This is a genomic window from Rhizobium mesosinicum, assembly GCF_019511345.1.
Taxonomy (GTDB): Bacteria; Pseudomonadota; Alphaproteobacteria; order Rhizobiales; family Rhizobiaceae; genus Rhizobium; species Rhizobium mesosinicum.
In genome coordinates, this window is the sequence record NZ_JAEUAK010000012.1 from 167,618 (window position 1) to 181,152 (window position 13,535).

A 13,535-nucleotide genomic window follows, 5' to 3' on the forward strand; every position below is an offset into this window, starting at 1 on the left:
ATTTTTGCATAGGGAAACCGGCGAATTCAGCTAGTATGGGTCGGCCGTTATCTTCGAAGATGTACCGGCGCGTCATGAGAGGCGGATCATGAAAGCCATCCCAGCAATCTCCTTCAGCCTGTTTTCCGCTGCCCTGACCATCGGGCTCCTGCCTCAGGGAGCAGCCTATGCCCAGTCTGCCAGTTGCGCGATTTCGCGTGCGGCAAACGGCAACCAGATTTTCCGCTGCCCTGGCGGCGTCAATATCACCGCCGAACGCGGAGCTTCCTTCGCACTCATCGATCGCAATCGTGACGGTAGCCCGGATTCGCTGTCATTGCGCAGCAAGGCTGCGCTTGTCGACGTGGACAGCAGCCAGCATCGCGGCGGTTTCCAGGTGGTGACGCCGCAGGCGATCGCGGCCGTCCGCGGCACCCAATGGGCCGTCGATGTCAAAGGCGGCACGACTTCCGTGCTGGTCACCCGCGGCCGCGTCGGCGTACGCCGTGCGGCAGGGGCAGCCGTCGTGCTTGGACCAGGCGAGGGTGTTGACGTGATGCGCGGAACGGCTGCGCTCACCGTTCGCACCTGGCCGGCGCCTCGCGTCGCGGCTCTTCTTTCACGCCTCGGTCAATAAGCGGTCTCATGAGCCACCGGCTTCCGACAGTGATTGCACTGCTGCTCGCCGGTCTATGGGGCGCGGGCCTCGGCTATTTCCATCTGCAGCAGCAGTCGAACTCCGGCCTGATCGAGCGTGTGGAAGCCACGCTTGTCGATCTGCGCAGCATGATCGTCGGTATCCGATCTCCGCCCGATATCGTTTCCATTATCGCGATCGATGACCGCACCGCCGCAGCACATGGCTATCCGCTCAAGCGGGAGACGCTTGCACAGCTCGTCACATCCATCGGGACGTTGAAACCAAGGGCCCTGGCTCTCGACATACTGCTCGTCGACCCCGGTACGGAAGAGGGGGATGCGGCGCTTGCGACGGCGATCGAATCCGCACCCAGCATCATCGCCGGTGCCGCGACCTTCCCACGAAGTCTCCAGTCAGTGACGGAAAATGCCGAGGATCCGCTTGCAACGGTCCCCGAGGCACAGCAGCTTCTACTGCCGCAGCCGCGCTTCGCGGAGGCTGCGTCGCTCGGCATCGTCAATGTGGCGACGGACCAGAGCGGCGTACCGCGTTTTATCCCGCTGTTTTCTCGCGCAGCCGGCCGCCTCGACGCAGCCTTTCCGTTGCGCGCGGCCTCGATCGCGCTCGGGGCCGAACCCTTGATCGAAAACGACGGCATCCGGCTTGGTGCTCACCGCATTCCAACGGATACAGGCCAGCGCCTGCCGCTGACTTTCTATGGTCCCGCAGGCAGCATCAGCACCTTCAGCGCTGCCGATGCGCTGGATGGCAAGCTGCCGGCGGATGCCATCACCGGCAAGGTGGTGGTGATCGGCGCGACGGTCACTGGCGGCGGCGATGTCTTTCCCACGCCGTTCGATCCCATCCTCCCGGGTGTCGAAGTCATGTCGACGGCAATCACCCACCTCATCGCGGGCGATGGCATGGTGCGCGACAGCAGGACACGGCAGGCGGATGCCGGCATTGCGACGGCCCTGCCTGTTGTCCTGGTCGCGCTGGTCGCATGGCGCCGCAGCGCTCTCGGCTTCGTCATCATCTGCCTTACGGTCATCGCCTGGGCGATGCTCAACCTTGCCGCTTTCGCGAACGGCTATTGGCTGAGCGCTGCATTGCCGATTGCGGCTGCACTCCCGCCCGCTATTATTTTCGGCGCCGCAGAACTCTGGCGCGACCGCCGCCGTGCGCGGCACTTTGCCGATCAATCAGAGCGCCTGCAGCGCATCGAGGCGCCGGGCCTCGGAGAGTGGCTGGCGCGCGATCCGGCGTTCCTGGCCGAGCCCGTGCGGCAGAATGCTTCCGTCGTCTTCATCGACCTTTCGGGCTTCACCGGCCTCAGCGAAGCGGTCGGGCCGGCCATGGTGCGGGAGATCCTCAGCGGCTTCTTTGAACTGATCGATGAGGAAGTACGGTTGCTCGGCGGGGCGATCACCAGCTTCATGGGCGACGGTGCCATGATTCTGTTCGGATTGCCGGCACCGGCGGCGGACGATGCGGCGCGGGCAGCAGCCTGCGCCGTCAGGCTTGCCGACCGCACGCGCTTCTTCCTCGCAGGCCATCCGGAGCTTCGGCGCAGGAAGATAGGCTTCAAGCTTGGCGCCCATTGCGGCCCGATCGTCGCTTCGCGTCTTGGCACCGGCGACCGGCAGCAGATCACCGCGACGGGCGATACTGTCAATGTCGCGCAGCGGCTGATGGAAGTGGCGGCAAGCCGCGGCGCGGAGCTTGCACTCAGCGCCAGCCTGCTCGACGCAGCCGGTCCCGATGCCATTCCGTTGCAGACAGGGCGGTTGGCCGGACCGTTCGAGGCGAAGCTTCGCGGCCGCTCCGCCGGCATTGCCATCTACACATGGCGCGGCGAGACACTTTGACATTCGCACCCGGAGCGGGTAGGAACGGCCCAACTCTTCGGCCGGACGATCCGGCGACGGCGCTCGACGCGCCTGACAGCTCCGAAAGATCGAACACATGACTGACTATAACGGCGTCTCTCCGGCGATCGCCAAGGCGTTGCAGAAGCGCGGCTATACCGAGCTAACCCCCGTCCAGAAGGCGATGCTCGATCCGGCGCTCGCCGAATCGGATGCTCTCGTTTCCGCCCAGACCGGCTCGGGCAAGACTGTCGCATTCGGGCTGGCGCTTGCGCCGACGCTGCTTGAGGGCGCCGAGCGTTTCGCGCCGGCGGGCGCACCCCTTGCTCTTGTGATTGCGCCGACGCGCGAACTGGCACTGCAGGTCAAGCGTGAGCTGGAATGGCTTTACGAAATGGCAGGTGCCGTGATCGTCAGTTGCGTCGGCGGCATGGATATCCGCAGCGAGCGCCGTGCACTGGAACGCGGTGCGCATATCGTCGTCGGAACGCCGGGACGCCTTTGCGACCACATCCGCCGCCATGCGCTTGATATGAGCGAACTCAAGGCTGCCGTGCTGGATGAGGCGGATGAGATGCTCGATCTGGGCTTCCGCGAAGATCTGGAATTCATCCTGGAAGCGGCGCCCGATGAGCGCCGTACCCTGATGTTCTCGGCAACGGTTCCGGCTGCGATCGCCAAGCTCGCCAAGAGCTATCAGCGCGATGCCGTGCGCATCAGCACGCAGGCGGAAGAAAAGCAGCATATCGACATTGAATATCGTGCGCTCGTCGTTTCACCTGCTGACCGCGAAAATGCGATCATCAACGTGCTGCGTTATTACGAGGCGCGCAATGCGATCGTCTTCTGTTCGACGCGCGCGGCCGTCAATCACCTGACGGCGCGGTTCCATAATCGCAATTTCAATGTCGTGGCGCTCTCGGGCGAACTGACGCAGAACGAGCGCAGCCATGCGCTGCAGGCCATGCGCGACGGTCGTGCGCGCGTCTGTATCGCGACCGATGTCGCCGCCCGCGGTATCGACCTGCCGGGCCTCGATCTCGTCGTGCATGCCGACCTGCCGACCAATCCGGAAACGCTGCTGCACCGCAGCGGCCGTACGGGTCGCGCAGGACGCAAGGGCGTCAGCGCCCTCATCGTGCCGCTCAACGTTCGGCGGAAGGCGGAGCGACTTCTCGACAATGCCGGTATTGCAGCCACCTGGGCGCGACCGCCCTCCGTGGAAGAAGTGACGGAGCGTGATGACGAGCGGCTGCTCGCCGACCCCATCTTTGCCGACAAGCCGCAGGAAGAAGAGCAGGATCTGGTGCAGAAGCTCATCGCGAGCCATGGCGCCGAGACTCTTGCCGCCGCTTTCGTGCGTCTCTACCGGGCCAACCAATCGGCACCGGAAGACCTGATCGAAGTCTCGGTCCAGGACGACCGTGCACGCAAGCGCCGCGACGGCGAGCCGCGCGAATTCACGCCGGCGCAAAAGGGACCGCGCGACGATTTCGGCCCAAGCGTCTGGTTCTCCGTCTCCGTCGGCCGCAAACAGAATGCCGAGCCGCGCTGGCTGATCCCGATGCTCTGCCGCGCCGGCAGCGTGACCAAACGGGAAATCGGTGCCATCAAAATGCAGCCGGACGAGACCTTCATAGAAATCGCCGCGGATAGCGCGGATAGCTTTTTCGGTGCGCTCGGGCCGAACAAGACGATGGAGCGCGGAATCCGCGTCAACAGACTGAACGGCATGCCCGATTTCAGTAAGCCGGCCTACGCAAAGAAGTCCTTCGAAGAGCGTAGCGATGATCGTTTCCGCAGCGATAAGCAGAACGGTAAATTCCAAAAAAACAGGCCAGCCGGTTCGGAGCGTCAGGACGACAAGCCCTGGACGAAGAAGCCGGGCAAGCCCAAATTTGAAGGCGCCAAGAACAAGTTGGAAGGCACCAAGTTCGATGGCGGCAAGGCCAAGTTCGGCAAGAAAAAGGACCGCTGAGGCAGTCGGCGGCCAGCCGGTGAGGCCTTTCGCAACGAAGGCAGCAATCACAGATGAGACCGGCTTCTGCAGATGATCGTGTCGACCTAACGGCCTTCATCCGGGCGAGCCTGCCGCTTTCCGGCGTGCCTTTCATACCTGATATACAGCTGCATATAGCGACGCCAAGAAGCGGTCTCTATCGTCTTGCAATGGCTGACGATTCCGATCTTATGCCGCCTTATTGGGCCTATCCCTGGGCGGGTGGCGCGGTACTTGCCCGCTATCTTTTCGACCATCCCGCGACTGTTACTGGCAAACGTGTCGTCGATCTCGGCACCGGCTCCGGCCTCGTCGCCATCGCGGCAATGAAATGCGGTGCAGCGCACGTGCTGGCGGTCGATATCGATGCGAAGGCGATTGCCGCGGCACGGCTGAATGCTGCAGCGAATGATGTCGTGATCGGGACGCAACTGGGCGACATCATCGGCGGCGCACCGCCTTCTGCCGACATCATCCTTGCCGGCGATATCTTCTATGACGCGGCGTTGGCGTTGCGTGTTCTGCCTTTCCTTCAACGCTGCCGCACGGCCGGTCTCGATGTGCTCATCGGCGATCCGGGCAGGGCGCCTCTTCCGACGAGCTCCCTGCTGCAGGTTGCAGACTATGCTGTGCCGGATTTCGGCGGAGCCAGGGACAGACCGACCGCCAATAGCGCGGTTTTCCGGTTGAGGTGAAACGAGGCGAAGGCTTCTCATCAGACGCCATGGCGATACTTCCGGCCCTGACGAAACGGCCAAGCGACTTTGCGATCATAAACGTGATGGTGCAGGATCGCAGTAACGTCAGGAAATATCAGGCGAGGAGATCCGGCCGCAGAAGCATGACTGGGCAGGTGGTTCCTGGCGGCAGTTCCGGCGCATGCGGCGGGCGGATGATGAGGCAGTCAGAATAGGCGAAGGTTTTCATCATCGACGAATCCTGCTTGTCAAAGGGTTCTGCCAGCCAGTCACCGGCCGCCGATTTCGAGAGTTTTGCCCGGACATAATCCTGCCGGTGATCATTGGCGCGCAGCGTCACGGCGGTCTCCACGGTTGTCTCGCGCTGAACCGGCGGCAGCGAGGCGAGCCTGCGGATCAGCGGTTCGAGGAAGAGCAGCGAGCAGACGAGGCTTGAGACAGGATTGCCGGGCAGGCCGAGGACGTGCGTCTTGCCGAAGCTGCCGACCATCAGTGGCTTGCCGGGGCGCATAGCGATGCGCCAGAAATCGAGCTGCATGCCGGCCTCGATCAGCGTAGCCTGCACCAGGTCATGATCGCCGACCGAAGCGCCGCCGAGCGTGACGATGACATCGACTTTGGCATCGCGTGCCTTGTCGATCGTCGCGGCAATCTCAGCCTTATCGTCGGGCACGATACCGAGATCGAGCACCTCAGCGCCGGCCTTACGGGCAAGGGCCGCAATACCAAACGTATTGGACGCGATAATCTGCGATGGGCCGGGCGTGCTTCCGGGCGGCAACAACTCGTCGCCGGTTGCGAGGATCGCCATCAGCGGGCGGCGCAGCACCTCGACATAAGGGCGGTTCATACCGGCAGCGACCGTCAGCCGGGAGAAATCGAGCACAGTGCCAGCAGGCAGTACCACTTCGCCCTCAGCGAAATCCTGGCCGCGCGGGCGCACATGCTGGTTTTGCCGTACAGGGAATTTGGTTCTGATGCCACCCTCGATCTTCTCCGCATCCTCCTGCAGCAACACGCTATCGGCGCCTGAGGGGACGGGGGCACCGGTGAAGATGCGGACAGCCTCCCCCTGACCGACGCTTCCCTCGAAACCGTGGCCGGCGGAGGACGTGCCGATGACCTTCAGCACGGCGCCCGGCTCCGGCGCATCCTCACGGCGCAGTGCGTAGCCATCCATCGCGGAGGAATTGAAAGGCGGCTGGGTCAGGCCGGCCTTGAGATCAATGGCCAGGATGCGACCTTCAGCTTCGGCGAGCGGCAACGTTTCGGACCCCATGACGGGCGTGGCGCTGGACAGTAGGCGGCTTTGGGCCTCGGCGACCGGCAAAAGGTTCATCTTGCCTCCGGATGACGGAAATCACCGGACTTGCCGCCGGATTTTTCGAGCAGTCGGACTCCGCCGATCTCCATGGCCTTGTCGGCGGCCTTGGCCATGTCGTAGATCGTGAGGCACGCGACGGAGACGGCAGTCAACGCTTCCATCTCCACACCGGTCTTGCCGGTGAGCTTGGCAGTGGCGGTGACCCGCAGGCCGGGCAGGGCGGCATCTTCCCTGATCTCGACCGTGACCTTTGTCAGCATCAGCGGATGGCAGAGCGGAATGAGGTCGGCCGTGCGCTTGGCGGCCATTATGCCGGCAAGGCGAGCGGTACCGATGACGTCTCCCTTCCTGGCATTGCCTTGAAGGATGAGCGAAAGCGTCTCCGGCGCCATTTTCACGTGCCCTTCGGCAGTGGCGATGCGTACGGTCTCGGCCTTGTCGGAAACATCGACCATGTGTGCCTCGCCGGAGGCATCGATATGGGTGAGGCCTGGCTTTTCGCCGCTCATGCTCATTCGGCCGCGATTGCGGCTTCGCCTGTCAGCAGCGCGCGTGTGGCGGCCGCCACGTCATCCTTGCGCATCAGGCTTTCGCCGACGAGGAAGGTATTGATCCTGACGGCCTGCAGACGCTTGCAATCCTCGTAGGTAAAGATACCGCTTTCGCCGACCAGAAGACGATCGTCAGGGACCGAGGCAGCCAGCGTCTCGCTGACGGTGAGGCTGACTTCGAAGGTGCGCAGGTTGCGGTTGTTGATGCCGACGAGCGGCGAGGAAAGCTTGAGCGCACGTTCCATTTCCTCGATATCGTGGACCTCAACAAGCACATCCATGCCAAGCGAGAATGCCTCGTCCTGCAGGCGCTCGGCATCGTCATCGCTGAGCGAGGCCATGATGAGCAGGATGCAGTCGGCACCCCAGGCGCGGGCTTCATGGACCTGATAGGTCTCGAACATGAAATCCTTGCGCAGCGCGGGCAGGGCGCAGGCGGCGCGCGCTGCCGTCAGAAACTCCGGCGCGCCCTGGAAGCTCGGCGTATCGGTCAGCACGGAAAGGCAGGCAGCACCGCCGGCTTCGTAAGCTTTGGCGAGAACAGGCGGATCGAAATCCGGACGGATCAGACCCCTGGAGGGGCTTGCCTTCTTGATCTCGGCGATCAGACCGAATTCTCCGGCATCGCACTTGGCGACAAGCGCCTTGTGGAAGCCGCGCGGCGCGGACTGGCCGGCCTGCATAGCCTTGAGATCGGCAAGCGATGTTCTTGCCTTGGCGGCAGCGATTTCCTCGCGCTTATAGGCTTCGATCTTCTTCAAGATATCGGTCATGAGACGATCCTAGTCGATATCGTTGGATACGGCGATCAGTTTGTCGAGCGCAGATGCTGTGGCGCCGCTATCGAGCGATTCCGTTGCAAGCTTCATGCCGTCACGGATCGTCTCTGCCTTGCCCGCAATGACGAGCGAGGCGGCGGCATTGGCGAGCGCAATATCGCGATAAGCGTTCTTGGCGCCGCCGAGCACCTCGCGCAGCGCTGCGGCATTGACGGTGCCGTCGCCGCCTTTGATCTCAGCGAGCACACGAGGTGCCACACCGAAATCGGCGGGTGACAGCTCGAAGGTGCGGATCTTGCCGTTTTCGAGAGCCGCGACGCTGGTGGTGCCGGTCGTGGTGATCTCATCGAGGCCATCGCCATGGACGACCCACACGCTCTCGGCGCCTAGATCACGCATGACCTCGGCCAGCGGCACCACCCATTGCGGGGCGAAGACGCCGAGAAGCTGGCGTTTGACGCCGGCCGGATTGGAAAGGGGACCAAGCAGATTGAAGATCGTACGCGTGCCAAGTTCGACGCGAGTCGGGCCGACATGGCGCATGGCCGAATGATGCTGCTGCGCGAACATGAAACCGACACCGGCCTCGGCGATGCAGCGGGAGATCATCTCGGGGGTGACTTCAAGATTGACGCCAAGCGCGGCAAGGCTGTCGGCCGCGCCCGATTTCGAGCTCAGCGCACGGTTGCCGTGCTTGGCGACCGGAACACCCGTGCCGGCGACGATCAGCGCCGCCAGCGTGGAAATATTGTAGGTGCCGCTGGCGTCACCGCCCGTGCCCACGATATCGATCGCGTCGGCAGGGGCGACGACCCGCAGCATCTTGGAACGCATCGTGGTGACGGCGCCGACGATCTCGTCGACCGTCTCACCGCGAACGCGGAGCGCCATCAGGAAGCCGCCGATCTGCGAAGGCGTTGCCTGGCCGGACATCAGGATATCGAAGGCCTGGCGGGCCTCGTCACGGGTCAGGGGCTCGCGGCTTGCTGCCTTGGCCAGAAGCGGCTTCAGATCGGTCATGCGTCGCTTCCCCCTAGCGGACGGTCGCCTGTTCGGCGAGTTTCTGATTGACCTGTGTGCCGTACTGGCTCTGCAACAGGTTGACCATCTGATCCAGAATATCGTCGCCGGCGGCATTTGCGATGGTAGCGATCTGCTGATCGCGGTTGTTCAGGACATCGGTCGTCGGCTGGTCGTTGACCTCGGTCACTTTCAGCAGGATCTGCGTGCTGGGATCGGCGCCGACGGCCGTCGCGACGGTATCGACAGGACCGGAGAAGGCCGCGTTGACGGCGGCGCGCCCGAGAACGGGATCGTCGGTCGAGCGGGTGACGCCGCTCTTGCTTTCGACGGCGATGCCGAGCGGGGTGGCGATATCGGCAAGCGAGGTGCCCTTCTGCGCCTGAGCCTTCAGCTCGTCGGCTTTCTTGGCAAGCTCAGCCTTCTGCTGCTCGGCTGTCCAATCCTGAACCGCCTTGTCACGCACTTCGGCAAGCGGACGCTCACGCTCCGGCATGATGTCGCGGACGTCGAACCAGACATAGCCGTCATTGCCGAGGGAAATTGCGACCGCATCGGCGCCGACATCAGTCTTGAAAGCTTCCGGCAGAAGCTGCTGCTGTGCCGGGATATCCTTGACCGGATTACCGTCCTTGTCGGCGCCTGTCATGTCGATGGCGTCGATGACGACGGCCTTCAGCTTGAGCTGGTTGGCGATCTCTTCCAGAGACGTACCGCCGGCCCGCATATCCTCGATACGGTCGTGAACATTGATGACTTCCTGCGAAGCATTGGCGACCGCAAGCTGCTTGCGGAGCTCCTCCTTGACCTCGTCGAAGCTCTTCGTGGTCTCCGGCTTGATATTGGTCACGCGCAGGATCACAGGCCCGAACGTGCCATCGACAACAGCCGTGGTACCGCCATCCGCCTTCACCGCGAAGGCGGCGTCAGCAACGGCCTGATCGGGAACCTTGTCCTTGGTGAATTCGCCGAGCAGCACGTCGCCCGCAGTCTTGCCCTGATCGGTGACGAGCTGGTCGAAGCTCGTGCCGCTCTTCAGCGCTGTTTCGGCCGCATTGGCGAGATCCTTGCTGGCGAAAGTCAGCTGTTCCAGCGTGCGGCTTTCCGGCGTCGTGTAGGTCGCCTTGGCCTTGTCGAAGGCTTCCTTGATCTGATCGTCGGTAACGGTTGTCGGATCGGCAATATCGTCGGGCTGAAGCTTCAGGTAGGCGATCTTGCGGTATTCCGGCGCACGGTAGCGCTGCTTGGCGTCTTCGAACCACTTGGAGAGCACATCGTCGGCCGGCGCCTTGATCGGCTCGATATTGGCCGCGGTGAGCAGCAGGTAATCGACGTTGCGGCTCTCGTTGCCATAGAGTTTCAGCGCGTTGACGAGAGTCGCAGGCGCCTGGAAGCCGTTGGCAACGGCTTCGATGATCTGGCTGCGGACAGCCTGCTTGCTGCGATCCTTGATGTAGTCGTCTTCGCGGATGCCGGCGTTGCGCAAACGAGACGTGAAGAGCGACCGGTCGAACTGGCCGTTGACTGCCTTGAAAGCCGGATCGTCTCCGATCAGCCGGGCAAGGCGGTCTTCGGATAGGCCGAGACCCATCTCATCGGCAAGCTGATCGAGCGAGGCGCCGGCAACGAGCTGGGCGAGGACCTGCTGTTCAACGCCGAAGGCGCGCGCCTGCTCGGGCGTCAGGCGCATGCCGAACTGCTGACCGAGTTGGGCCACCTGGCGCTGATAGGCGAGGCGGAATTCATTGACGTCCACATGCTGGTCGCCGACGGTGACAACCGTCGTGCTGTTGCCGCCGCTTATCAGCTCGCGCGATACACCCCAGATACCGAAGGAGGCGACGAGCAGGAGCAGGAGCAGCTTGGCAACCCAGGTCTGAGCAGCTCTTCTCAGAAGATGGAACATGGAAACGCAAACCTCGCATTATCATTGGCCCAGAAGGGCAGACATTCGTCGTTCCATAAAACAAAGCTGCGAGGAAATGAAGGCTTGTCGCATGAAAAGCTTGCGGGACTTGCACGCGCTCCCGCTAACCCGCCGCGAGCGACAAAAGATGCTTGATTGCGGAACTTTTACAGCCTTCATTTCGTTGAAGCGGCATTCCATCAACAGGAGCAGACCATGGCCGAATTGAAAACCGCTTCCGCCGAATCCACCGCTGCGCGCGTCAAGGCCGAAGTTGCCGCCGAAGATCTGTCCGCGCAGGTTGCTGCGCTGCGCGAGGATCTGGCCCGCCTTTCGGAAAGCGTGATCGCCCTGGGGCAGGGCGCAAAGACCGCAGTGGCCGACGAAGCCTCCGTCATGACCGAGCGTGTGCGCGACAAGGTGCGTGAAGAGCCGCTGACCGCGATTGCCATTACGGCAGGTGTCGCTTATCTCTTCGGCCTCCTCAGCCGCCGATAGACGAAAAAAGCCGGATGGCTGACGTCCGGCCTTTCAGTCTTTTTGGTGAAAGCTCAGCGGCGGACGACGCGCCCGACTGCAATGAGTATGCATGCGCCGACAAAACCCGTGATTAGGTATCCGAGCCAGCCGCTGAGTGGCTGGATGTTAAGGATACCGAGAATCCAGTTGGCGACGATCGCGCCTATGATGCCGAGCAATATGTTCATGAACACGCCCATACTGCTGTGCATGAACTTCTCCGCCAGCCATCCGGCGAAACCGCCGATAATGATGGCTGCAATCCAACCTACACCTTCGTTTTCCATGGTAATCTCCCCTCCTGGGCAAAACGTGAGATGAAACGCGCACAATCGAAAAAAGTTCCACCGCGGCAGCGGCTTAGCGCTGTCAGGGATGAGGCAATGTCACCGGTGTGGAAAATGCGTGAGCAGCAATCTGAAACTTCCGTCCATGGTGAGCTCAGCCGAAAGAAGCGCGTGGCCCGCTGAGACAACTATACCGGATGACTGAATGACTGTCGATCAGGCGGGTCGGCGGGTTTTGCAAAGCGCTTTGTCTCACCTGGCAAGTCGCGCCACCTTCTGTCCGATGGCCAGCGAGGCGGTCAGGCCGGGGCTTTCAATTCCATAGAGCGCTATATAAGCGGGGTGGCCGGTTTTTCCCGGTCCCTGGATTACGAAGTCACCACCGCCACCCGCAGCCGGGCCGGCGATTTTCGGACGGATGCCCGAATAGGCGGGCTGCAGCGCACCGTCCACCAGATCGGGCCAATAGCGGCGGATGGCGGAATAGAATTTATCCGCGCGGCGCGGATCGACATCATAGTCGATTGCCTCGACCCACTCGACGTCAGGACCGAAACGGGCCTGGCCCGCAAGGTCGATCGTCAGGTGCACACCGAGACCTCCGGATTCGGGAACCGGATAAATCAGCTGCTTTGCGGGCGCGCGGCCTGTCAGCGCGAAATAGCATCCTTTAGCGTAATGACGTGGCGGGATGGTGCTTGCGTCCAGGCCCAGCAACCTTTCAGAGAGCGTCCAGGCATTCAGACCAGCCGCATTCACCACGAGGCGCGCTTCAATTCTGACCGGATCGCGACCGCCGACCGACAGGCGAATTTTATCCGCAGCCAATTCGCCTTCGATGACGGGCGAATTGCAGACGATGGCTCCGCCATTGGACTCTATGTCCGTGATGTATGCCTGCATCAGGCTGTGACTATCGACGATGCCGGTCGATGGCGAGACAAGCGCCGCAAAACCTTTGATCTGGGGTTCCCTGCGGAAGAGCTCCGCTGCATCGATCAGATAGCAGTCCTCCACTTCATTTGCATGAGCCTGCCTCGATAGCTTTTCGAGGTAGCCGAGCTCCTCCTCGCTCGAGGCGACGACGAGTTTGCCACACGCCTGATGCGGGACGCTTCGCTCCCGGCAATAGTCGTAGAGCTTGTGCTTTCCGGCGACGCACAACTCTGCCTTCAAACTGCCGGTGGCGTAGTAGAGCCCGGCATGGATGACCTCGCTGTTGCGGGCCGACGTGATGCTGCCGGTCATTGGTTCCGCTTCGAGAAGAACCACCTCGCGGCGAGACATGGCAAGCTCGCGCGCCACCGCAAGCCCCACGACGCCTCCACCCACGACAACGCAGTCGAGGTCCAGTACCTCTACCATGAAATTCCCCTCTCATCGTCCAACTGTGCGGGGAAGGGAACCCATTCGATCGAAAATTTGGGAACCACTCACCGCGCAATCCAACGCCAAGTATTGTCGGTCAAACGTAACCCAAATCAGGACGATGATGAAATGTGATTCGACGCACGAGACTTAGGCGTCTTCATCAAAGCCAATGAGACGGTAAGGCGGGATGCTTATCAAGTCAGGATATTCGCCTGTAATACAGGGGATGCAGGCAAATGCTGTGGAACTTGACGCTGCGATCAAAGCTGCTAAAAGCCAGCCGTTGAGTGATTGGGTAGCAAATCGGCAGCAGACGCAGATTTCGGGTAATCGACAAAAACGTTGATTATTCAACCTTTTCAAACGCTGGAAGAGTGTCCGAGTGGTTTAAGGAACCGGTCTTGAAAACCGGCGTGCGGGAAACCGTACCGTGGGTTCGAATCCCACCTCTTCCGCCATCCCCGCCCTGTCCAGCCCGGAGACATAGGTAACAAAACGTACCTAACACATGGGTGACAACCTCGTGCCGAACGGGTTGTCGATGGTTTGCAAAGTCCTCTGCTCCAGGTCGATATATCCCAGATCATAATGCAT

12 protein-coding genes and 1 tRNA gene are annotated in these 13,535 nt (G+C 62.0%); 6 read left to right on the forward strand and 7 right to left on the reverse strand.

From position 1 onward, the window contains the following. The first annotated feature begins 88 nt into the window (after window positions 1-88). The 4 genes from JNB85_RS25855 (at window position 89) to JNB85_RS25870 (ending at window position 5,181) form a co-directional block, all read left to right on the forward strand. Window positions 89-616, forward strand: coding sequence for a FecR domain-containing protein (locus JNB85_RS25855; RefSeq protein ID WP_220337281.1), 528 nt, complete (start codon window positions 89-91; stop codon window positions 614-616). Window positions 617-624: 8 nt separating this feature from the next. After that, the gene (locus JNB85_RS25860; RefSeq protein WP_220337282.1) at window positions 625-2,487 is read left to right on the forward strand and encodes a CHASE2 domain-containing protein; all 1,863 of its coding nucleotides are present in this window, start codon (window positions 625-627) and stop codon (window positions 2,485-2,487) included. Window positions 2,488-2,584: 97 nt separating this feature from the next. Beyond that, entirely contained in the window at window positions 2,585-4,465 is a 1,881-nt protein-coding gene (locus JNB85_RS25865; protein ID WP_220337283.1) for a DEAD/DEAH box helicase, read from the forward strand. A gap of 53 nt (window positions 4,466-4,518) precedes the next feature. Beyond that, on the forward strand, window positions 4,519-5,181 hold the full coding sequence (locus JNB85_RS25870; RefSeq protein ID WP_220337284.1) for a class I SAM-dependent methyltransferase: 663 nt from the start codon (window positions 4,519-4,521) through the stop codon (window positions 5,179-5,181). A 118-nt stretch (window positions 5,182-5,299) separates the two neighbouring features. Here JNB85_RS25870 and JNB85_RS25875 read toward each other — a convergent pair whose 3' ends face one another. From JNB85_RS25875 to JNB85_RS25895, 5 genes are read right to left on the reverse strand one after another with little or no spacing between them, the layout of a single operon-like run. After that, window positions 5,300-6,523 (reverse strand): molybdopterin molybdotransferase MoeA, encoded by a 1,224-nt coding sequence (locus tag JNB85_RS25875; protein WP_220337286.1) that lies wholly within the window; start codon window positions 6,521-6,523, stop codon window positions 5,300-5,302. Continuing rightward, complete coding sequence (moaC, locus tag JNB85_RS25880; RefSeq protein WP_220337287.1) at window positions 6,520-7,017, reverse strand: cyclic pyranopterin monophosphate synthase MoaC; 498 nt, start codon at window positions 7,015-7,017, stop codon at window positions 6,520-6,522. Before moaC ends, JNB85_RS25875 begins: the two co-directional genes overlap by 4 nt. Window positions 7,018-7,019: 2 nt before the next feature. Further along, complete coding sequence (gene trpC / locus JNB85_RS25885) at window positions 7,020-7,832, reverse strand: indole-3-glycerol phosphate synthase TrpC (RefSeq protein WP_220337288.1); 813 nt, start codon at window positions 7,830-7,832, stop codon at window positions 7,020-7,022. Between the two features lie 9 nt (window positions 7,833-7,841). Beyond that, window positions 7,842-8,858 (reverse strand): anthranilate phosphoribosyltransferase, encoded by a 1,017-nt coding sequence (gene trpD / locus JNB85_RS25890; RefSeq protein ID WP_220337289.1) that lies wholly within the window; start codon window positions 8,856-8,858, stop codon window positions 7,842-7,844. Window positions 8,859-8,871: 13 nt separating this feature from the next. Beyond that, on the reverse strand, window positions 8,872-10,764 hold the full coding sequence (locus JNB85_RS25895; RefSeq protein WP_220337290.1) for a SurA N-terminal domain-containing protein: 1,893 nt from the start codon (window positions 10,762-10,764) through the stop codon (window positions 8,872-8,874). A 216-nt stretch (window positions 10,765-10,980) separates the two neighbouring features. On the opposite strand from JNB85_RS25895, the gene JNB85_RS25900 reads away from it, so the two are divergent. Further along, window positions 10,981-11,262, forward strand: a complete 282-nt coding sequence (locus JNB85_RS25900; protein ID WP_112547781.1) for a hypothetical protein — start codon at window positions 10,981-10,983, stop codon at window positions 11,260-11,262. A 53-nt stretch (window positions 11,263-11,315) separates the two neighbouring features. On the opposite strand, the gene JNB85_RS25905 is transcribed toward JNB85_RS25900, so the two are convergent. Beyond that, the gene (locus tag JNB85_RS25905) at window positions 11,316-11,570 is read right to left on the reverse strand and encodes a GlsB/YeaQ/YmgE family stress response membrane protein (RefSeq protein ID WP_220337291.1); all 255 of its coding nucleotides are present in this window, start codon (window positions 11,568-11,570) and stop codon (window positions 11,316-11,318) included. A 252-nt stretch (window positions 11,571-11,822) separates the two neighbouring features. After that, complete coding sequence (locus JNB85_RS25910; protein ID WP_220337292.1) at window positions 11,823-12,935, reverse strand: NAD(P)/FAD-dependent oxidoreductase; 1,113 nt, start codon at window positions 12,933-12,935, stop codon at window positions 11,823-11,825. A gap of 374 nt (window positions 12,936-13,309) precedes the next feature. Here JNB85_RS25910 and JNB85_RS25915 point away from each other — a divergent pair. Beyond that, window positions 13,310-13,399, forward strand: a tRNA-Ser gene (locus JNB85_RS25915). Window positions 13,400-13,535: the final 136 nt, after the last annotated feature.